Source organism: Enterococcus sp. AZ062 (genome assembly GCF_051715065.1).
Classification (GTDB): domain Bacteria; phylum Bacillota; class Bacilli; order Lactobacillales; family Enterococcaceae; genus Enterococcus_B; species Enterococcus_B mundtii.
The window spans coordinates 1054697-1075999 of record NZ_JBIOTB010000001.1 but is presented as its reverse complement, the minus strand read 5'-3'; the positions used below and the strand labels follow the sequence as shown (position 1 = coordinate 1075999).

General features: G+C 39.8%; 15 protein-coding genes. 3 read left to right on the top strand and 12 right to left on the bottom strand.

What is annotated here, in order from left to right; translation table 11 throughout:
- The first annotated feature begins 49 nt into the window (after window positions 1–49).
- Window positions 50–940 carry a LysR substrate-binding domain-containing protein gene (locus IGJ00_RS05040; protein WP_115357469.1) on the top strand — a complete coding sequence of 297 codons (891 nt, stop codon included), beginning with the start codon at window positions 50–52 and terminating at the stop codon, window positions 938–940.
- A gap of 75 nt (window positions 941–1015) precedes the next feature.
- On the opposite strand, the gene pyk is transcribed toward IGJ00_RS05040, so the two are convergent.
- From pyk to dnaE, 3 genes are all read right to left on the bottom strand, one after another.
- Window positions 1016–2800 carry a pyruvate kinase gene (gene pyk, locus IGJ00_RS05035; RefSeq protein WP_438844159.1) on the bottom strand — a complete coding sequence of 595 codons (1785 nt, stop codon included), beginning with the start codon at window positions 2798–2800 and terminating at the stop codon, window positions 1016–1018.
- Window positions 2801–2929: 129 nt separating this feature from the next.
- Window positions 2930–3892, bottom strand: a complete 963-nt coding sequence (gene pfkA, locus IGJ00_RS05030) for a 6-phosphofructokinase (RefSeq protein ID WP_034691339.1) — start codon at window positions 3890–3892, stop codon at window positions 2930–2932.
- Window positions 3893–4058: 166 nt separating this feature from the next.
- Window positions 4059–7373 carry a DNA polymerase III subunit alpha gene (gene dnaE / locus IGJ00_RS05025; protein ID WP_142432979.1) on the bottom strand — a complete coding sequence of 1105 codons (3315 nt, stop codon included), beginning with the start codon at window positions 7371–7373 and terminating at the stop codon, window positions 4059–4061.
- Between the two features lie 222 nt (window positions 7374–7595).
- On the opposite strand from dnaE, the gene IGJ00_RS05020 reads away from it, so the two are divergent.
- The gene (locus tag IGJ00_RS05020; RefSeq protein ID WP_010735843.1) at window positions 7596–7790 is read left to right on the top strand and encodes a YjzD family protein; all 195 of its coding nucleotides are present in this window, start codon (window positions 7596–7598) and stop codon (window positions 7788–7790) included.
- Between the two features lie 45 nt (window positions 7791–7835).
- On the opposite strand, the gene IGJ00_RS05015 is transcribed toward IGJ00_RS05020, so the two are convergent.
- Both IGJ00_RS05015 and IGJ00_RS05010 read right to left on the bottom strand, forming a co-directional pair.
- Complete coding sequence (locus IGJ00_RS05015) at window positions 7836–9032, bottom strand: multidrug efflux MFS transporter (RefSeq protein WP_010735844.1); 1197 nt, start codon at window positions 9030–9032, stop codon at window positions 7836–7838.
- Window positions 9033–9183: 151 nt separating this feature from the next.
- Window positions 9184–10620, bottom strand: a complete 1437-nt coding sequence (locus IGJ00_RS05010; RefSeq protein ID WP_071866067.1) for an NCS2 family permease — start codon at window positions 10618–10620, stop codon at window positions 9184–9186.
- Between the two features lie 291 nt (window positions 10621–10911).
- On the opposite strand from IGJ00_RS05010, the gene IGJ00_RS05005 reads away from it, so the two are divergent.
- On the top strand, window positions 10912–11721 hold the full coding sequence (locus tag IGJ00_RS05005; protein WP_010735846.1) for a Cof-type HAD-IIB family hydrolase: 810 nt from the start codon (window positions 10912–10914) through the stop codon (window positions 11719–11721).
- Window positions 11722–11875: 154 nt separating this feature from the next.
- Here the strand turns inward: IGJ00_RS05005 and IGJ00_RS05000 are convergent, their stop codons facing one another.
- The 7 genes from IGJ00_RS05000 to IGJ00_RS04970 form a co-directional block, all read right to left on the bottom strand.
- Window positions 11876–14032: a peptidoglycan D,D-transpeptidase FtsI family protein gene (locus IGJ00_RS05000; RefSeq protein ID WP_041684181.1), complete on the bottom strand. Its 2157-nt coding sequence runs from the start codon at window positions 14030–14032 to the stop codon at window positions 11876–11878.
- A 254-nt stretch (window positions 14033–14286) separates the two neighbouring features.
- Window positions 14287–15132, bottom strand: a complete 846-nt coding sequence (locus tag IGJ00_RS04995; RefSeq protein ID WP_034688402.1) for a MurR/RpiR family transcriptional regulator — start codon at window positions 15130–15132, stop codon at window positions 14287–14289.
- Window positions 15133–15414: 282 nt separating this feature from the next.
- The gene (locus tag IGJ00_RS04990; protein ID WP_071866066.1) at window positions 15415–15819 is read right to left on the bottom strand and encodes a VOC family protein; all 405 of its coding nucleotides are present in this window, start codon (window positions 15817–15819) and stop codon (window positions 15415–15417) included.
- Between the two features lie 42 nt (window positions 15820–15861).
- Window positions 15862–16665, bottom strand: coding sequence for an AraC family transcriptional regulator (locus IGJ00_RS04985; protein WP_071866065.1), 804 nt, complete (start codon window positions 16663–16665; stop codon window positions 15862–15864).
- A gap of 159 nt (window positions 16666–16824) precedes the next feature.
- Entirely contained in the window at window positions 16825–18759 is a 1935-nt protein-coding gene (thrS, locus tag IGJ00_RS04980) for a threonine--tRNA ligase (protein ID WP_074799751.1), read from the bottom strand.
- 323 nt (window positions 18760–19082) lie between these two features.
- Window positions 19083–19262 carry a 2-hydroxymuconate tautomerase gene (locus IGJ00_RS04975; protein ID WP_002287649.1) on the bottom strand — a complete coding sequence of 60 codons (180 nt, stop codon included), beginning with the start codon at window positions 19260–19262 and terminating at the stop codon, window positions 19083–19085.
- 110 nt (window positions 19263–19372) lie between these two features.
- Window positions 19373–21184 carry a heavy metal translocating P-type ATPase gene (locus IGJ00_RS04970; protein WP_438844158.1) on the bottom strand — a complete coding sequence of 604 codons (1812 nt, stop codon included), beginning with the start codon at window positions 21182–21184 and terminating at the stop codon, window positions 19373–19375.
- Window positions 21185–21303: the final 119 nt, after the last annotated feature.

Sequence of the window (21303 nt, the reverse complement as noted above, 5' to 3'; positions counted from 1 at the left end):
TATCGATTACAATAAACATTATTTATATGTCAAGGGAGCGAATCGATTCATGAATACGAGAGATCTTGAATATTATGTTCAAATCGTCAAACAGAAAAATTTTACTAAGGTAGCTAAGTTTTTTGACGTCAGTCAACCAACGATCACTTACGCCTTACAACGCTTGGAAAAAGAAATTGGTGCTACCCTTATTACAAGAGATCGTTCCCATCATGAATTGATCATCACTCCTGCCGGTAAGCAACTATTGATCCACGCACAGTCAGTCTTGCAAGAAATCACACTTGCTAAGGCAGAGATTGCTCAGTTACAAAAGAAAAAATTGCGCTTTGGGATGCCGCCTATCATTGGTAATGAATATTTCCCAAAATTATCGAGCTACTTTATCAAGCACCAATTGATGGGGCAAATCGATATCGTCGATGGAGGTTCCCGTGATCTGTATGGCATGATCCATCAAGGACGGATCGACATTGCGATTCTTGGATCAACACAACCGATCGTCGATCAAAAGCTGGAAGTCGAACCATTGTTAGATAAATGCTTTATGATCGTTGTTTCTCCTTCACACCCTCTAGCAGATCGTACAAGCGTTTCTTTTAAGGAACTAGTCAACGATCAGTTTGTTTTGTTAAATGAACACTACGTCCACCCTGCTGCGTTTACGAAGCTTTCTAAGCAAACGCATATCGTACCTAAGATCGTTTACCAAAGTAATGATCTAACTATTTTGAAAAGCATGATCCGAGAAAATATCGGGATTGGCTTTTTAACCGAGATCGCGATTCATCCTGAAGACAATCTTGTAGCTATTCCTTTAGCAGATACTGCTCAACCACGGTTTTTGATTTCATTAGCCACTCGCGCACAGCAGTTACCAACGGTTTTACATGAAAACGTGATCGAAGTCATCCATGAATTTATGAAAACACAAAAATAACTTGCTCACACAAAATACAGGATAAAAAAAGAGTGCTGAGATTTCTCTCAACACTCTTTTTGATTTTGTTTTCGATTAGATTGCTGTTGTTTCTCCGCGATAAACGATACCACGGCGAGCGTCAACAGTGATCAATTCACCATCTTTGATTGTTGAAGTTGCATCTTTCGCACCAACGATTACAGGAATATCTTGTGCAATTCCCACAACTGCTGCGTGAGAAGTCAAACCGCCTTCTTCAACAACTACTGCTGCTGCTTTTTCGATTGCAGACATGAATTCTTTATCAGTTGAAGGAACAACTAATACCATACCATCTTTTGCTTTTTTGATAGCTTCTGCTGCTGATGAAGCAACTACAGCGTTTGCTACAACAGATTGTTGACCAATTCCTTGTGCTTCAAGCAATTTTGAACCAATCATTTGAATCTTCATTACGTTTGTTGTTCCACGTTCACCTACTGGTACACCAGCAGTGATCAAGATCAAGTCACCTTCTGAAGCGAAACCTAATTCGACTGCTTTTTTCGCAGCTAATTCAAACATTTCGTCTGTTGTTGTTGGTTTTTCTGCAACTGTTGGATAAACACCCCAGTTAAGCATCAAACCGCGTTTTGTGCGTTCGTCAAATGTGACAGCTAAGATATCAGCATCTGGACGGTATTTAGAAATCATTTTTGCTGTATAACCAGATTCAGTTGCAGCAACGATTGTTTTTACGCCTAAGTTTTTCGCAGCACGTGCCACTGATAGACCGATTGTTTCTGTTACATCAGTTTTGTCAAATTCATTTAATTGGAATGAACCTAATTCTGCTAATGCTAATTCAGCTTGTTGGTCGATACGAGCCATTGTTGCAACAGCTTCAACAGGATAGTCACCATTTGCTGATTCACCTGATAACATTGTTGCGTCTGTTCCGTCAAATACTGCATTGGCAACGTCAGATGCTTCCGCACGTGTTGGACGTGGGTTTTCTTGCATTGATTCTAACATTTGTGTTGCAGTGATTACTGGGATACCCGCAGCGTTACATTTTTTGATGATACGTTTTTGAACCATTGGTACTAATTCAGCAGGGATCTCAACACCCATGTCTCCACGAGCAATCATGATACCATCAGAAACTTTGATGATTTCATCAATGTTGTCGATACCTTCTTGAGATTCGATTTTAGGGAAGATTTGAACATGTGTCATGTCTTTTTCTTCTAAAATTTCACGAATATCTAATACGTCTTGTGCTTTACGAACAAAACTTGCAGCGATGAAGTCGATGTCGTTATCTAGTCCGAAGCGGATATCGTCTGCATCTTTTGGTGTGATACCTGGCAAGCTGATTGAAACGCCTGGTGCGTTAACACCTTTACGTGATCCTAGCATACCTGCATTTTTTACTTCTACTACTAATTCACGTGTTGCTTCATCTTTTTCAATGATTTCCATGTCGATCAAACCATCATCGAATAAGATATGTCCACCTACATGAACGTCTTCAAAAAGACCTGGATAAGTCACTGCGATTTTTTCTTTTGAACCTACATGTTCAGGGTCCATTGAGATACGTGTTTTGTCGCCAACTTCAAATTTGATGTAGCCTGCACGGCCAAAATCTTCTTCAGTTGTGCCTTGAACTGTTGTACGGATTTCTGCACCTTTTGTATCTAAAAGAATGCCGACATCTTTACCAGTTTTCTTCACTGCTTCGCGAACCATTACCATACGTGATAATTGTTCTTCATGATCACCATGTGAAAAGTTGAAGCGGAAGACATTTGCTCCAGATTCAATCAATTTAGAAATAGTTTCTACTGAATTACTGGCTGGTCCTAATGTACTAACGATTTTCGTTTTTTTCATTTTACAAAACTCTCCCATTCAAATTGTTTATTTAAAGCCATTCAAAGCTTAAATATCTGTTAGATATTGGGAAGACCTGCTTCCCACTCCCATATATATCTATTGATTTATCTGACTACTTTTCTTTATTTAGAAAGAAAGTGAGTTGTTCAAGTCATATAATGATAAATCTGGTTGGTGTTTGTTATTTTCTAGTGTGTCGATGATATCAGCCTCAACGATATCGTTGTCGCGAATACCGATACACAAACCACCTTTTCCTTGTTGCAATAATTCAACAGCATGTGCGCCAAATTTACTTGCTAATACACGGTCGCGTGCAGTTGGTGAACCACCACGTACAACGTGTCCTAAGATCGATACACGTGTATGATAATCGCCATATTCTGACAATTTTTCTGCAAATTCGTTTCCGCCCATTACGCCTTCTGCCAAAATGATCAAGCAATGTTTTTTGCCACGATCGCGGCCATCTTGGATTTTTTTGGCAACAACTGCCATATCAAAATCATGCTCAGGGATGATGATCTCATCCGCTCCACCAGCAACACCTGACCATAAAGCGATATCTCCAGCATTACGTCCCATTACTTCGATCACGAACGTACGAACGTGTGAAGTTGCTGTGTCGCGGATACGGTCGATTGATTCTAATACTGTGTTGATTGCTGTATCAAAACCGATCGTAAAATCAGTTCCTGGAATATCGTTATCGATCGTACCTGGTACACCCACTGCTGGGAAACCACGTTTAGTCAAAGCCATCGCGCCATGGTAAGAACCATCGCCACCGATCACGACAAGACCTTCGATACCGAATTTTTTCAATTGTTCGATTCCTTTTAATTGTCCTTCTTCTGTTGCAAATTCAGGATAACGTGCAGAGTATAAGAATGTACCCCCGCGTTGGATCTTATCACCGACATCTGCAACATCTAATCGACGGATATCTCCGGCAACTAATCCAGCAAAACCATAATTGATCCCGTAAACTTCCAATCCTTCATATATACCTTTACGAACGACTGCACGAACTGCTGCATTCATCCCAGGAGCATCTCCACCACTAGTCAAAATTCCGATGCGTTTCATATTCATCTTCACCTCATTAAATTACTTTATCCTAAGCAAGACTTAGGTTTATAACCTTCTTTGTATTAACCACGACTAACATTCTAACATTATTTTGCTCACTTGTCTTGATTTCCTGATAAAAAAATGAAAAAAAATGAAAGCAAATAGTATCTTTTACCGTAAGTTATTTGAAAACAACATTTTCTTCATTTAAAAGGTAAGCTAATTGCTTCTTGAGACTGTCTGAACCATCGAGCCAAAAGGCTTCAGATAACACAACTTTTCGTTGGTCTTTTTCATGATACATGACAACAGGAATATATCCTGGGTATTTTTTGAACAATTCTTGCAGTTGCTTCATCGTATCTGGTTGATCTGCCTCTTCCCTGATTCTCAAATAACACGTTTGTTCTGGATACTGCTGTTGCAATTCTTCAGGATCAGCGACTACTTCTGCAATCAACTGCAATTCTTGATTGTATTTACTGATTTCTGAACGTCCTTGCATGAAAATCACTTGATTTTCTTTGAATAATGGACGCGCTTGTCGATACAGCTCTGGAAAAACGGTAATGGCTATTTCTCCACTACTATCTGTCCCGCTGACAAAAGCCATCAACGCTCCTTTTTTCGTACGGATCTCTCTTACCTCTTTGACCATCACTAAAACATTTGTGGCTTGTTTAGGTACGATTTCTGTGACTAAATGGACTTTTTTTGCTAATTTAAGTCGCTCATACCCTTCCGTTGGATGACCAGATAAATAGACACCTAAATGCTCTTCTTCTAATTGAAGCTTCTCTTCGAGGCTATAATCTGCGACTTCTTCCTCTTTTAAAGCCATGATATCTAAAAGGTCTAAACTACCACCACTATATAAGATGTTTTGGATCTTACCTTCCAGATCCAACATCAACTGTCTGCGGTTTCCTACTAATTCATCAAAAACACCTGATGCAACTAATGTTTGTAGCAACTCCAATTTGAGCCAACGTTTATTGATACGAATCAGAAACTGATCAACAGAACGGAATGGACCATCTTCTTTTCGTTCACGAATGATCTCCTCAACAAAATCTCGACGAACACCTTTGATTGCTGTCAATCCAAAACGGATGGTTTCTTTATCCGTCAGCTCAAAACCATAAAAACTTTGATTGATCGAAGGAGGGGTCAGCTTTATTTTATATTTTTTTGCCTCAGCAATATACTCTTTCAACTTTGCCGTGTTGTGACGGACGGAATTCATCAAACTCATAAAAAATGCACCAGGGTGATGAACTTTGAGATAGGCCATTTGAAAGCCAACAAAGGAGTAAGCAAACGCATGGGAGCGATTGAACCCATAGTTAGCAAAGCGTTCGATATATTCGTACACTTCATTGGCCTTTTCCTTACTGTACCCTTGTTGGTTGGCACCTTGAACAAAATGATCTCTTTCTTGATCAATCACGTCTTTTTTCTTTTTACTGATTGCTCGCCTCAAAATATCCGCTTGTCCAAGCGAAAATCCAGCCATGGTTGAAGCAATCTGCATAATTTGTTCCTGATACACAATGACGCCATACGTATTTTTCAAAATCGGTTGCAGTGAATCGTCGGGATAATGGATTCTTTCCTTCCCTTTCTTACGAGCGATAAATGTATCGATATTTTGCATTGGTCCAGGACGATACAAGGCGTTGACAGCGGCAATGTCTTCAATGTTTTCTGGTCCTAATCTCCGCAGGACATTCCGAATCCCTGCAGATTCGAATTGAAAGACCCCTGTTGTTTCGCCACGTTGGAAAAGCTGTAAAGTTTTAGGATCATCTAATGGAATTTCTTTGAGCTCGATATCTTTGTTTTCGACACGTTTGATTGCTTTCACTGTGTAATCGATAATAGACAGATTTCTTAATCCAAGAAAATCCATTTTTAACAACCCAATAGCTTCGACATCATTCATTGTATACTGAGTCAAATATGCTTCATCTGATCCTTTTTGTAAAGGAACTAACTCTAGTAGATTCTTATCACTTAAAACGACACCAGCTGCATGAGTAGAAACGTGTCTTGGCAAACCTTCAAGTATTTTTGCAGTATGGAACAACAATTGATTTTTTTCACTCGCTTGTACTAATTCAACCAGCTTGTTAGAAGTTCGATAAGCCTCATTCAACGTCATTTTCAATTGATTAGGAATCGCTTTAGACCAACGATTTGCTTCGCTTTGTGAAAGGCCAAAGACACGTGCCACGTCTCTTAGCACCATTTTAGCTGCCATGGTTCCAAACGTGGCGATTTGTGCCATATGGTATTGACCATATTTCTCACGAACATAAATCAGCACTTCTTCTCTGCGATTATCAGGAATGTCTAGATCGATATCTGGCATCGTGTATCGTTCTGGATTCAAAAAACGTTCAAATAGCAAGTCGTACTCCAATGGATCTACATCTGTGATCTCCAACACATAGGCGACTAATGACCCCGCAGCTGAACCACGGCCAGCACCAGTAACGATGTTGTTTTTATGAGCAAAAGCCATAACATCCCAAACGATCAAGAAATAATCATCAAATCCCATCTGGTGGATCACTGACAGTTCATAATCTAAGCGCTCTTGATAAGCTGCAGTGATCTTTTCCACACGCTTGCCTAATTGCTTCTGACAAAGTTCCTGTAAATACTCTCCTGCACCTCGATTTTCTGGTACCGGATAATGTGGTAGTAATTTCTGATGGAACTGAAATTCAAAAGTTACTGTTTTAGCTAATTGTTGCGCATGGTTCAACGCTTCTTCCAATCCTGCGTTTATGAATCTTTGTCGTAATTCTGCTTCGGGAAGTAAAAAACCTGTTGCTGAATCACGAGTCGTTTGTCGTACTTCATCAAAAGAGAGTTGCGTTCCTTCACGCAGATGTTTCATTGTTTCCAAAGAAAAAAGTTCCTCTTGGTGCAAACTAGCAATCGGATGTACTGCACAAAGTTGAAATTGATTTGCTCGTAAATAAGCGAGCCATTCTGGAGCTTCTAGGGGCGTTTCTTCTGTGACACCTACATAAAGATGAGAAGATGCTATTTTTTCTTGCAAGCTTTGCCAATGGCTATCAAATGATGCTGACACACCGTAGTCATCAGCAATCGATTTTTTGGTTGGTAAAACGACAAGCAAATGATCGAGTTCATCGATCTCGTGAAGCTCGATTTTTTCTCGGATCATTTTCTTGCTTGAGAGCTTGATCAATTGTTGGTAGCCGATTCTATCTTTTGCGTAGAGTAGTAACTCATAATGACGTTCTTGAAACTGGTAGGTCAAGTTCAGTCCAATAATTGGTTGTATTTTTTCATTCATACAGATGCGGTAAAATTCCGCTGCCCCAGATAGCACATCCTTATCTGTGATTGCTAATGTCTGATAGCCTAGTTTCTTTGCTTCTCGAACGTATTCGTTTATGCGAATCGTACTTTGCAACAAAGAATACGAGGTGATCGTATAAAGTTGTGGAAGAAACATTTTTACATACCACCTTTTCCATTCACTTTCTTTTTAGGGGAATATTCGTAACATCAACTCGTTATCTTGTATGACTGGTTACGTGTATTCGTCTTTCTTCATGCTTTTTCATCCGACGAACGATTTATACTTTTTATACTATCCACTGACGTTGAATGCCTGTTTCTCCCTTTACATTCAAAAAAAATCTGGTAAACTGAACTTAGAAAAGAGGTGTTTGATATGCGATATATCGTCACATTATTTTGGGCAGTCATTTTAGGTCAAGTGGTTGGCTATATCGGTGGTGCATTGTCTAGTAGCCCATATGATTTTACCATGACGACTATTATTTCATTGGTTGCAGGATTGATCGTCATTTTGATCAGCGCTGTTGCAACACCTAAAAAAGAAACTTCGTCCGCTTCACATTCATAAAAGCCGAACAGATTGGAGAAATACTCCAATCTGTTTTTTTCTTGATCATAGTTTTTGATGAAGTACTTTTCTAAAATTAAATAGTGATAAAAGAATATTCGTCAGAACAAAGAGACTAGTCACAATAAACACTGTACTGTAATTGTACGCATGAGCGACTGTCGAACCTAACATCGGTCCTAGTACTTGACCAAAGTTCGTAAACATTTGGTTATAGCTATATACTCGACTGACACCTTCTTCTGGTGTGATCTTGCTGATCAATGTATTGATTGATGGCATCAACGCACCTGTCGAAAAACCTAATATAAAACGTAAGATCCCTAATTGTAAGGGCGTAGTCACAAATGCCATTGGTAAGTAACAACAAAACGAAAGTACCAAACCTGCTAACAGCACCTTCTGATTTCCTATCTTATCCCCTAATTTCCCCAGTCTTGGAGAAGAAAATACTGCTGAAACACCTGATACTGAAACAATCAATCCACTAACAAATAAGATATTTGATGTATCACCACTCAATTCCCGAATGTACAATGTCAAGATTGGACTGATCGTGGTAATCCCTAATTGTAAGATTAGAGTAGTAACAAATAAACCGACCAACACAGAGAAGTGATCCATTTTAGCAAAAACTTCTTTGGTACTGATCATATCTTTTTTCTCTACCGGTTGGAAATCTTCTTTTACCATGAAAATCGTTAAGATCGTGGTGATCAGTAATAACCCTCCAGTAATCAAAAAAACATTTTCCATTCCGAACCATTGCGCCAAAGCGCCTCCCATTGACGGACCAATCAGCGTCCCTGCCACTGCCCCAGTAGAAAGCGTGCCTAACGCCCAACCACTTTTCTCTTTAGGCGCTTGTGAAGCAATCATCGCTGTCGCATTAGGTATGTATCCAGATAAAATCCCATTAAAGAAACGCATGACTAAAAGCCAATAAGCATTTGGGACAAAAGCTAGTGATCCCATAGTGATCGTCATACCGGCTGCTGCCCGGATCATCATCATTTTTCGTCCTTTTCGATCGGCTAGATTTCCCCAAATAGGCGCAACGATCGCCGCAGCAAAGGCTGTTACTGAAATCGCTAATCCTGAAAATAATTCAATTTGATCCTTAGGTGTACCTAGTTGTTCGACGTAAACTGGAATGAACGGCATGACTAAACTGATACTTGAACCAGTAAAAAAGCAGCCTATCCAAGCTACGAATAAATTTTTTCTCCATTGAACCTTCATCTATCACCCTTCTTTCGTCTCTATTATCATACCTATTTTTGTACGTGTGTGCAACGTATGTGCCGGTATCGTTCGTTTTTGCAAAAGAGGAAGAATACCAAAAAAATAGAAGCAAAGAGTTAGCTTACTCTTTACCCCTATTTTTTGTCATTTAAATGATTGCTAAAATAACGAAGTTGAGGATGAATAAAATATCAACAACCCATAAAGCAAATGAAATCTCACTAGTTTTGCCTTTGACTACTTTCATGATCGTATAGAAGATAAATCCAGCAGCGATTCCGTATGAGATGCTGTAAGCTAATCCCATGAAGATCGAAGCAAAAAAGGCAGGTAATGCTTCTTCCATATCTAACCAATTGATATCAGCAAACGAAGCCATCATCATCACACCAACTAAGATCAATGCTGGTGCAGTCGCTTGTGCCGGTACAATAGCAATCAGTGGAGAGAATAAACTACTCAAAGCAAATAATGCAGCTACGACGACTGAAGTCAAACCTGTACGTCCACCAGCACCGATTCCAGCTGCCGATTCAACATAAGTCGTAGTATTCGATGTTCCAAAAATCGCACCGATCGATGTGGCGATTGCATCAGCAAACAACGCTTTATCCATTTTTGTTCTAAATCCTCGACCGTCTTCTAAAGCTTCTTCATCTTCTTTAGAGAAGATTCCTGTACGTCTACCGGTACCGATGAATGTTCCGATCGTATCAAATGTATCGGATAAACTAAATGCGATGATCGTCATCAGTACTTGTGGAATCTTAGAGCTATCACTAAATAATGATTGCATCCCTTCCGCACCGAATGCCGCACCAAAGGTTGTTCCCAGTTCATTGATCGAATTCCCCAAAGAATTTTGTTCCCAGTCGATCGCTCCTAGATCAACGACCCCCATCAAAATCCCGATGATCGTCGTTACAACGATCCCGATCAAGATCGCGCCACGGATATTTTTAACCACTAAAATCGCTGTCAATACTAGCCCGATGACTGCTAATAAGATTGGCGCATTATTGAAGTTTGCAAGTTCTGGAACGATGCCACCATTGATGGTCACGTTGGTTACTTGACCGTTGTCAACCACAGAGCTAGAAATCGCTGATTGATCTGCAGAAAAAGACAAAAAGCCAGCATTTTTGATCCCAACGTATGCAACAAAAATTCCGATACCACCGCCAATTGCATGTTGTAAACTCTCAGGAATGGCATGGATGATCATTTTCCGAATATTTGTTACTGTAATAAATACATTGATCAACCCACAAATAAAGACCATGGCTAATGCTTCTTGCCAAGAATAACCTAATCCAAAAACAACTGTAAACGTGAAGAAAGCATTCAAACCCATTCCAGGGGCTTGTGCATACGGCACATTAGCAAATAATCCCATAACTAAAGTACCGATGATCGAAGCAATGATCGTCGCTAAAAAGACTGCCTGAAATGGCATGCCAGCAGCTGACAAGATCGTCGGATTAACAAATAATATATAACTCATGGCAAAAAATGTCGTGACACCCGCCATTATTTCTGTTGGTACATTTGTATTATTTTTCTTTAGTTGGAAAAACTTTTCCATAAAAATTTCCACTCCCTGATTTTTTCTAACGGACTATATAATATGTAAAAATAAATCCAAATATAATTTTCCGTCGAACATTTATAAATTATATAGACATTTCATTCGTTTTTCAACATAAATCTTTATGAAATACCATTTTAATCTTTTAATGTTCGTGTTTAGGTTGATTTCGTTTCTTATTTTCTATTTTTGCTTCAAAGCAATTATTTTTCAGAAAGATCTGCACCTTGTTTATTCATTGAAATATGCTAGACTAAAACAAATCGTTGTTTGAAAGGAATGACAGCATTGAACAAAAAATTGATTGCGATCGACTTGGATGGAACAACGTTGAATCCTGAGTCGATCATTACTTCTAAAACCCAAGAAACATTGAGAAAAGCCATTGATGCTGGCCATCATGTCAGTATTGCAACCGGACGTCCTTATCGAATGAGTTATCAATATTATCAACAGTTAGAATTGACAACACCGATGGTCAACTTTAACGGTGCGCTTGTGCATATCCCAAACCAACAATGGGCTGGGGAGCAAGAAACATTGATCAATAAAGAGATTGTTTTTGAGATCTTAGCGCAAAAAAATCAATTGAATCTAGATTTTATTGCTGCGGAGAATCGCGACACTTTCTTTATCGATACTTTTGATTTTTTTGACGCAAAATTCTTTGCTTCACCAAATCCTAAACCAGAAAACCTACTGTCTCCACGAAATCTAACAACTAACCCTACGTCCTTATTGGTACGTACAGAAAAACAATATGCTGAACAAGTTTCTGCCGAACTAACACGTCAATTTGGGAAGCATGTCGATGTAAGGACTTGGGGTGGCCCAATGGCGATACTGGAGATTGTTTCAAAAGGGATCGAAAAAGCGAAAGGAATCCATCAAGTAGCGAATTATCTATCGATCGAACAAAAAGATGTGATTGCTTTTGGTGATGAACACAATGACTTAGAACTTCTTGAATATGCGGGCTGGGGTGTGGCAATGGCTAATGGGACTGAGCAACTAAAAGGCGTAGCCAACGATGTCACTGAGCAAACAAATGAAGAAGACGGTTTGGCGAATTACCTTGAAAAATTACTTTCATTATAAAAAATCCATCTGGGGCATTCGTCCTCTCGCACCACTTAAAACCAAATAAACAGAGGGAGCAGAAGTAAGCTCTTCGAAAATAAGGCGCCATCCACAAAATCTTTGTGGATGACGCCTTATTTCTTGAGGCTAAATACTTCTGCTCTGACCTCTGTTATCTGTTTGCCATGAACATATCGTAATAAGCATTCATGATCTCTTTGGCTATGACCGAATTCATATGGTCTTTTTCATCTAGCAGGTTTGGTAAGACAACACTTACCGCAATCTCAGGATTTTCTGTTGGTCCGTAGGCCACGATATTACTATTGACTGTTACGATATCGGGATGACCTTCAGCGACTGTTTCGGCTGTCCCTGTTTTAGCAGAAAGATCCATTTTTGCATCTGCTAATGATCGAGCAGTCGTGTAGTTATTTGTTCCATGGACTACTTGATGGAATCCTTCACGTAAAAGGGCCATCTCTTCAGGAGACACGTCTACTGTATTTTCGACAACTGGTTCCATCTCTTTTTTCACTTCACCTAAGTTACCATTCTCGTCGTTTCCGTAAATGCCTTTGACAATGCGTGGTTGGATTCTTTTTCCACCGTTCGCCACCGTTGCAGCATATTGCGCTAACTGGATCGGGGTATACGTATCGAACTGGCCAAATGCCAAGTCAGTAAAGTTTCCTGGTGTGAACCAGTCTTGTCCGTTGTCTGCATTGAATTTCTTCATGTATTCAACAGAGTGTGAGATCCCCGCAGACTCATTTGGTAAATCGATCCCTGTGACTGTTCCAAGTCCAAATTGTTTAAAGCCGTCACGCAATTGTTCATACGCTTGTGCCTCTTCACTTAGACTAGGTAAGCCCATATTTGGTACGTACTCTAACCCTAGCATCTTCAACGCTACTTTGATCATATAGGTATTTGATGAAAGCTCTAACGCTTGGACCACATCCAACGGTACAGATCCAGTACGATTGAAGACGGAACTTTTTTCTGAAGAGCCCTGTAATCGAATTGGTTCATCTACTAATACTTGATTACCGCTGATCACGCCACTTTGCCAACCGGCGGCTAACGTACCTGCCTTTACAACAGATCCTGGAACAAAGGCATTCGTGATCGTACCAAGGGCATTTTCAGTCAACTCTTTTGAGCCTTGCTCATGGCTGAAACCCGTCATCGCTAATACTTCACCCGTTTGAGGATTCATCGCGACTACATACGCACCTGGTGAGTATTGGGCTTTTCCATTATCGACTAATTTTTGATAATTGTTTCTAAGAATTTCTTCGACCTTCGCTTGGAACTCTGCATTGATCGATAACATCAAATTCGATCCTTTTTCTCCTGCATACAACTCTTTTTGTTGGATGACATTTCCATTGTTATCTAAAGTGATTTCATATTGAGTCTTTGTTCCTTGCAAGACATCTTCATATTGTTTTTCTAAATAGCTTTGGCCTACTCGGTCATTACGTGAGTAGCCTTTTGCCAAGAATTCTTCTACTTGATCGGCAGGTAAGCCTTGTTTTTCTGACGTTACGCTTCCTAGAATACTCTTGATGGAATCCGCCGCATTATACTGACGTACCCAGTCAGTTCCTGTTGAAACACCTGGCAGGTCTGATGCATGTTCTGCCACAATCGCCAATTCTTGATCTGTAACACCAGAATTTTTGATGAAAACTGTATTCAATTCATAAGCATTATTCATTCGTTTAAAAATCGTTGCTGCTTTCAATTGTTCCTCATTGAAATTGATTTCCTCATCTGTCACTTTATCTACAGTTGCTTGGTATTGTTCACTCGTGCTCAAGCTTTTTTCTTTTGCCGATAGGCGTTCAGTCGCAGCTTTCAAATGATCGGGGTCTGCTAACCAAAAATCCTTCTTATCACGTGTAGTCAAGTTTTCATCCACTGGCATATCGATCAACTGTGTCAAGGTATTTGCTGTTTTCAGCAAATCCTCCGCTGTCATATTTCTGCCTCTCGTGAATGTGATTGCTTGGTTGGCTTGATTTGTCACCAAAGCTTTCCCAGTGGCATCATAGATCATGCCTCGGGGTGAACTTACTTGTACCGTTAGAGACGAAGATGATTTGACTTTTGCTTCTAGTTCCTCACTGTTTACGATCTGCAAATAACCTAATCGAGCAATCAATGACACGAACAACGTAAATATAATGAAAAAAAGGAAATTTAAACGAAAGGGAACATGTGAACGTCGAAACGTTTTATTTTTTGGTTCTTGTGTTCCTTTTTTTATTCGATCTAACCAAGAATTATTTGTATTTTTTTTCATAAAACTTTTCATCATTCCTTCTTTTTCGCCTACTTATAGGCTCCATTGTACCTAAAAAAAACAAAATTAAAAAGTAAAATCCTGATCCGCAAGAAATTCTTTAATTCTCGACCCAAAAAAGACTAGTTTGTTTCACAAACAAGCAATGTATCACACAAATGGATTCTAAAAAACTTTAAAAAATATGGTTATTTTTGAAAATAAAGTTTTCTTTTACTGTGAAACAATGGAAACAAATATGACATTGTGGAAAACTATCATCTGTTATTTCATTTTTGTTTGACATAATTTTTGATCACTTCTTTGGTTTGAGTGACTTTCTCCGTTAATTTTTCATTCTTTGCCATATAAAGATAAAAAATGATATCAATCGTTGCAAATTGAGCCAATAATGAGTTAGTTGCTGCACTTCGGTTCGTGATTTCTTTTGGTCTTGATGTCTGGACAACGACATCGGCCAATTTACTTAATCGGTTATTTCCAAATTGAGTCAATGCGATAACATCGATACCCATTTCTTTGGCTAACTGTCCGATCATCACCACTTCTTTGCTGTTTCCTGAGTTAGAGACAAGCCATAGGACTTTTTTGGTCTCATTACTCACTAATTGTGGCAATAAGACGTGGATGTCTTTTTCAAAAATGATTGGTTTTCCTACACGTGACCATTTTTGGAGGATATCCTCAACCACTAAAGAAGATGCGCCCACACCATATAGATAAACTGTTTGTGCTTCTTCCAGACGCTCAACGACACGTTGGATCATCTCTTCTTCTAAAATATCCACGGTTTCTTTGATCGCCACTTGCGCATTATTCCCTAATTTATGTTTGATCGAATAAAATGATTCATTTGGTTCAATATCACTGAATCCTTCCACGATACCTGCTTGTAGTTCGGTGGAAATAGTGATTTTAAAATCCGTTAAACTTTGAAAGCCAAGTTTTTTGGAGAAACGAACAACTGTGGGAGCGCTTAGGCCCGCCGCTTCTGCTAGCTCATTGGCTGTCATCGTTGGTATTTTTTCTACATGTGTTACGATATAATCTGCTAGTTTTCTTTCGGCAGAAGAATAGTCATTCATCATACTTTCAATGCGACTCACTACGCTCATCTCATACACATCCCTTTTTCTAAATGTCTATGTCATTATATCATACTCAAAGGCAAACAATTCTCATACTAAACAAGAAAATAGAGAATATCCTTTGTTCTCTGCCTGCTCAACCGATTACTGTTATTCCTAAAAATCAATCGCTAAAAAAAGAAGCCAAGGTATAAGTGGCAACATGTCACACCCTTATCTTGGTTTCTTTTGACTTATCATTTATGGAATTTCACAGAACCAGCTATAAAAAACAAAATAAAAAAGAAAGAAGCAACATATAAAAAGAAACTAATATCCATCATTCAGTTCAAACAAATTGCCTTCTGGGTCTCTAAAGTAGGCACTGGTAAATCCTCCCCAAGCCTCTATTTTCTGAGGTTCACCTAAAAAAGTGACACCGTTGGCGGTTAACTTCGCATAGTCCTTTTGGATATCCTTCGTAGGTAATGTGATCACCACTGTATCAGATATTCCATTTTTAGCAGACTGTATATACCCTTTGACCAAAGACATTTCTTTTGCTAACGTCATATCAAAACAGTTAGGTTCTCCTTTTGCCATAGCAAATGACGTATACGGACCTTTTCGATCTCCCCATGTAGGAACCAATCCTAATTTTTTTGTGTAAAAATCATAACATTCCCCATAATCTTTTTGAATCAACAACCCGATTTTTGCCTGATTAAAGTTCATCTATTGACCACTCCTTTTTTAAGTTAGTTTTATTGTAGCAACTTAGGTTAGTAACGTATTGGATAGAAGCGACATTTTTCGCTGCTCACTCAACTTAACAAACTCAATGGGTGTGAGGCCAATATTTTTTTTGAACTCATTGATAAAATGGGACTGGTCATAATAATTTCCAACAAGCTCCCTTCGATCGGCAGGTTGTTTTAATAAAATGGTCAAACTATGATGAAATTTTATGGTCGATAGAGCCAATTGTGGGGTGAGACCGTAATGCTTTTTGAATAGCCGTTGGACATGCCTTGGACTAAGTCTCATATATTCGTATAATGCTTGTGGGGAAGCTAATTTTTTTATATATAGTTTTTCAAATAACTGAATGTATTCCGTCGAAGAGATACATTTGGCTAATCCGGATAAATAGCTGATCAGCGATTCTTTCATTTCTTCAATCGTGAGCGTAAAAAGAAGGGTTGTATCAAACCCAACATCTACTTCTTCAATGAACAACACTTGATCCATCGCTGCTGTTGCCTCTCGACCAGTTAAGGCAGAAAAAGCGCCTGGCTTTAAGCGAAAACCAATATAGTGTTCGGGAAACCTTGAGAGAAAGTTGAAGTCCGTTTTACTTGAACCGGTATAAAAAATAGATTGATCCAAGACATTGACAATTAAATCAATGCAACCATCGGCGATGATCACATCCTTGACCGTACCGCTAAAGTCAAATGAAATAGACTCCCACATACACACCAAGACATCTGCTAAGTCTGGGAGAACCGTTTCTTTATAATGTATTTTTTCTTCATATGCTTGATGAAACAGATGATGAGGTTGGATCGGTTGATACATTCTCTACGTTCCCCCTTATTTATCTAATACTTTTATTTTAGCATGATCAAGCGTTTTGACGTATGTAATGAGTGCCTCATAAAAAAACAGGAAGGAACAATTCTTTGTTGTCCTTCCTGTTTTTATTAAATTAGGCGTTGGTTCTCTTACGAACTCGTCTTAACGGCTGTAATTATGAACCTCTTCTGCCATCGCATCGACAAAGATATTCAAGTCCTCTACGGCAGTTTCTTTACTACCGTATCGGCGGATATTGACTGTTGCATCTGCCACTTCTTTATCCCCAACTACGATTTGGTATGGGATTTTTTGCGTTTGTGAAGCACGGATCTTATAGCCCATTTTTTCATTGCGATCGTCGACTTCTACACGTAAGCCTTTCATTTGTAGACGTTCTTTGATTTCATAAGCGTAATCTGAATGAGCATCAACTGAAACTGGGATGATCGTTGCTTGGATCGGTGCCAACCAAGTTGGGAATGCGCCTTTGTATACTTCTGTTAAGTATGCCACAAAGCGTTCCATTGTTGAAACGATGCCTCGGTGGATAACGACCGGGCGATGATTATTTTCGCCATCTTCTCCTACATAAGTTAAATCAAAGCGTTCTGGTAACAAGAAGTCTAATTGGATCGTTGATAATGTTTCTTCTGTTCCCAATGCTGTTTTAACTTGGACATCTAATTTTGGTCCATAGAAGGCTGCTTCTCCTTCCGCTTCGAAATAGTCAAGTTCCATTTCATCCATCGCAGCTTTTAACATGATCTGTGCTTTCTCCCACATGGCATCATCGTCAAAATATTTGTCTGTGTTGTTTGGATCACGGTAACTTAAACGGAAGCGATAGTCTGTAATATTGAAATCAGCGTAAACTGCGACCATCAACTCCAGCGTACGTTTGAATTCATCTTTGATCTGATCAGGACGAACGAATGTGTGTCCGTCATTCAATGTCATTTCACGTACACGTTGTAATCCAGACAACGCACCTGATTTTTCATAACGGTGCATCATACCAAGTTCTGCGATACGGATCGGTAACTCACGGTAAGAATGGATCGTATTTTTGTAGACCATCATATGATGTGGGCAGTTCATTGGGCGTAGCACGAGCATCTCGCCATCTCCCATATCCATTGGTGGGAACATATCTTCTTGGTAATGATCCCAGTGGCCTGAAGTTTTGTATAACTCTACGTCCCCCATGATCGGTGTATACACATGTTGATAGCCTAAACTGATTTCTTTGTCTACGATGTAACGTTCGATCGTACGACGGATCGTTGCACCTTTTGGTAACCAGAAAGGTAAACCAGAACCAACTTCAGGTGCTACCATGAATAATTCTAATTCTTTTCCTAATTTGCGATGGTCTCTTTCTTTAGCTTCTTCGCGCATTTGGATAAACTCTTTTAACGCCTTTTTATCAAAAAATGCTGTTCCATAAACACGTTGCATCATTTGGTTATTTGAATTTCCACGCCAGTAAGCTCCTGCTACAGATAATAATTTGAAGACTTGGATCCGACCAGTTGAAGGGACATGTGGGCCACGGCATAAGTCGATGAACTCTCCTTGTTGGTAAGCCGTGATTACTTCGTCTTCTGGTAATTCACTGATCAATTCCACTTTGTAAGGATCACTTGCAAAGATTTCTAATGCTTCTTGTTTTGATAACACACGACGTTCGATCGGCAAGTTTTCTTTGACGATTGCCATCATTTCCGCTTCGATCGCTGGTAGATCTTCGGCACTGACTTGGCTTTCACCATTGTCTGTATCGTAGTAAAACCCTGAATCGATTGCTGGTCCTACACCAAAGTGGATATTTGGATATAGACGGCGCATAGCTTGTGCCATCAAGTGAGCACTTGAGTGACGAACCAAACCAAGTGCGTCTTCATGATCAGGTGTCACGATCTCGATCGAGCCATCCTCTTCGATCCCGCGGTTCAAGTCGATCAGTTCGCCATTCACTTTTCCAGCCAAGGCTTTCTTTGCTAAACTTTTAGAAATACTTTCTGCAATTTCTGCAGTAGTGATCCCTGGCGCAAACTCTTTGACTGCACCATCAGGAAATGTCATTTTTATCATAGGGGTTCCTCCTTTAAATTTCTGTTTTTAGCTTCGCCACCAATAAAAAAATCCTAGTATCTATACAGATACTAGGACGAAAAATTCGTGGTTCCACCTAATTTTGAATACGACATACGTACTCCTCAAGCGTGATAACGGTACGACCGCCTCTGTTTCAACAAAGGTTTCGAAAGTGGTCATCCTTTGGTTTTCTCCTGGAAAAGTTTCAGCCTAGGTTTTCCTCTCTTATCGAAGACTCTCAAATTCAGTTGTCTTTCTCATCAATCATCTATGTGTTTATTTAACCACTATTATTTCAAAAAATCAAGCCTCGAATCCACTTATTTTTTCCATTCACCATTGACACCATATGTGCCTTTTTTCATTTCGTTGATAATCACATGAATGTGTTCTTTTGGTGCTTGCGTATTTTTATGGACAGCCTCGGTGATATCTTTCATCATGTTCTCTAATTGTTCTGGGCTACGTCCTTCGACTAATTCTACGTGTACGAATGGCATATTCTCAACTTCCTTTCATGGTTTGCTCTTTTATTGATCAAGTGTTGCTTCTCTCTTTGCATCATACCGCAAAAAGATTTTGCTGAAAAGTCTCTTTTATCATTTTGCCTTTAATTTTGTATGATCATGGCATGTTGTTTTTGTTTCGCTGACTTTTTTGCACGCAATGCACTTAAAATGGAAACTGTATCAACCACTTCTTGAAGCATCGCGCCAAACAACGCTGGAATGACTCCTGTACTGGCAACAATCATCAAAAAGACACAAACAAAGATACCGATCAAAACAGATTGTTTCGCTACTTTCATCGTTTCCCGAGAAATCATCACTGCTTCTGCCACTCGTTCTAAATCATCCTTTAAAATGACGACATCTGCGCTTTCACTTGCAGCAGTTGAGCCATGGGCGCCCATCGCGATGCCTACATCCGCGACAGTCAAGGCAGGAGCATCATTGACACCATCTCCTACCATCGTGACAGGCCGCTTTTCTTTGGGGATACTAGTTAAAATCGTTAATTTATCTTGTGGTAAACAACGTGCATGAACTTCGGTCAAGCCAACTTCCTCGGCAATTGCTTCTGCAACCGTACGACCATCCCCAGTCACCATCAGTAAGTCGGTGATGCCTTGAGCTTTCAAGTTTGCGATTGTTTTACTTGCTTCTGGACGGATCGTGTCTGAGAAGTAGATCGTTCCGGCATATTTTCCATCAATTGCCACATAGATCGCAGTCGTATCTGTTTTAGCTTCCGAAACATCAATAAAGCGTGCATTCCCTACTTTAACCTGCATGCCATCAACCGTAGCTGTAATCCCTTGCCCTGAGATTTCTTTTAAATCAGTGACTGGTAACAATTGGGGAACTGCTTGAACTAAGGAACGGGCCAAGATATGGGCTGAGCCTTGTTCCGCACTCGCCGCCACACGTAATAATTCCACTTCTGAAAACCCATCAACTGGAGCGACACCCGTTACTTCAAGTATCCCTTTGGTGATCGTTCCTGTCTTATCAAAAGCAATCGTTTTGGTCTCTGCTAATTTTTCCACAGCGGTACCAGTCTTGACAACAATCCCACTTTTACTTGAGCGACTCATTCCCGCTACTAGAGCGACAGGTGCAGCCAAAATCAATGGACATGGCGATGCTACAACTAAGACTTGCGCAAAGCGTACAGGATCACCACTGGCCCACCAAGCGATTCCGCCGATCAAGTAAGCGATAAAAGTAAAGGGAACAGCATAACGATCTGCTAGACGGACAAAACGTGCGGGTTTTTCTTTCGATTCCTCTACTAGTTTGATAATTAATTGATACTGGCTATCTTCTGCCCGTTTCTCAACCACCATTTTGACAGATGAGTCCCCATTGACCGAACCGGACATCAATTCATCACCGACTTTCTTGCTCATCGGTTTTGCTTCTCCAGTCAATGACGCTTCGTCAAAAGTAGATTCCCCCATGATCACTCGTCCGTCAGCTGGAACGATTTCCCCTGGTTTGATCACCAGATGATCGCCGATCTCAAGTGTGTCTACCGCAACATCCAGTTGTTGATCTCCTTGCAATTTATGGGCAGTTCTTGGCGTATTATCTAATAGGGATTGCAATTCCTGACCTGCTTTTTTTTGTGCATAGTCTTCCAAACTTTCGCCACCTGTCAACATGATCAAAATCATCAAACTCGCCCAATATTCATTGACGAGCAATGTCGCAACAATAGCTGTAATTGCTAAAATATCGACCCCATATTTCCCTGAACGTAGCGTTTTGATCATTTCGACAAACATCAAGAAGGCGAGTGTACCACCGGTGATAGCAATGATCATAAACGCAAGGCGAGGACGGTCGAACATAAACTCACTGATGAGGGCCACCGCTCCAATCAGTAGTGTCATCGCAAATTTTTTAAAATGTGTCATTTCATTCAGCTCCTTTCTCCACATTTAGAATACCTGTTCTCTAAAGCCATTTGAACTAAAAACCCCTAAATGAAAACAACTATCACTCTCATGTAGTTTGACGTTTATTTTTAGTTAAC

What these genes read in the sequence shown, in the direction of transcription:
- IGJ00_RS05040 (WP_115357469.1), top strand. Translation starts at nt 50, where the DNA reads ATGAATACGAGAGATCTTGAATATTATGTTCAAATCGTCAAACAGAAA.
- pyk (WP_438844159.1), bottom strand. Translation starts at nt 2,800, where the DNA reads ATGAAAAAAACGAAAATCGTTAGTACATTAGGACCAGCCAGTAATTCA.
- pfkA (WP_034691339.1), bottom strand. Translation starts at nt 3,892, where the DNA reads ATGAAACGCATCGGAATTTTGACTAGTGGTGGAGATGCTCCTGGGATG.
- dnaE (WP_142432979.1), bottom strand. Translation starts at nt 7,373, where the DNA reads ATGTTTCTTCCACAACTTTATACGATCACCTCGTATTCTTTGTTGCAA.
- IGJ00_RS05020 (WP_010735843.1), top strand. Translation starts at nt 7,596, where the DNA reads ATGCGATATATCGTCACATTATTTTGGGCAGTCATTTTAGGTCAAGTG.
- IGJ00_RS05015 (WP_010735844.1), bottom strand. Translation starts at nt 9,032, where the DNA reads ATGAAGGTTCAATGGAGAAAAAATTTATTCGTAGCTTGGATAGGCTGC.
- IGJ00_RS05010 (WP_071866067.1), bottom strand. Translation starts at nt 10,620, where the DNA reads ATGGAAAAGTTTTTCCAACTAAAGAAAAATAATACAAATGTACCAACA.
- IGJ00_RS05000 (WP_041684181.1), bottom strand. Translation starts at nt 14,032, where the DNA reads ATGATGAAAAGTTTTATGAAAAAAAATACAAATAATTCTTGGTTAGAT.
- IGJ00_RS04995 (WP_034688402.1), bottom strand. Translation starts at nt 15,132, where the DNA reads ATGAGCGTAGTGAGTCGCATTGAAAGTATGATGAATGACTATTCTTCT.
- IGJ00_RS04990 (WP_071866066.1), bottom strand. Translation starts at nt 15,819, where the DNA reads ATGAACTTTAATCAGGCAAAAATCGGGTTGTTGATTCAAAAAGATTAT.
- IGJ00_RS04985 (WP_071866065.1), bottom strand. Translation starts at nt 16,665, where the DNA reads ATGTATCAACCGATCCAACCTCATCATCTGTTTCATCAAGCATATGAA.
- thrS (WP_074799751.1), bottom strand. Translation starts at nt 18,759, where the DNA reads ATGATAAAAATGACATTTCCTGATGGTGCAGTCAAAGAGTTTGCGCCA.
- IGJ00_RS04975 (WP_002287649.1), bottom strand. Translation starts at nt 19,262, where the DNA reads ATGCCATTCGTACACGTAGAATTAGTCGAAGGACGTAGCCCAGAACAA.
- IGJ00_RS04970 (WP_438844158.1), bottom strand. Translation starts at nt 21,184, where the DNA reads ATGACACATTTTAAAAAATTTGCGATGACACTACTGATTGGAGCGGTG.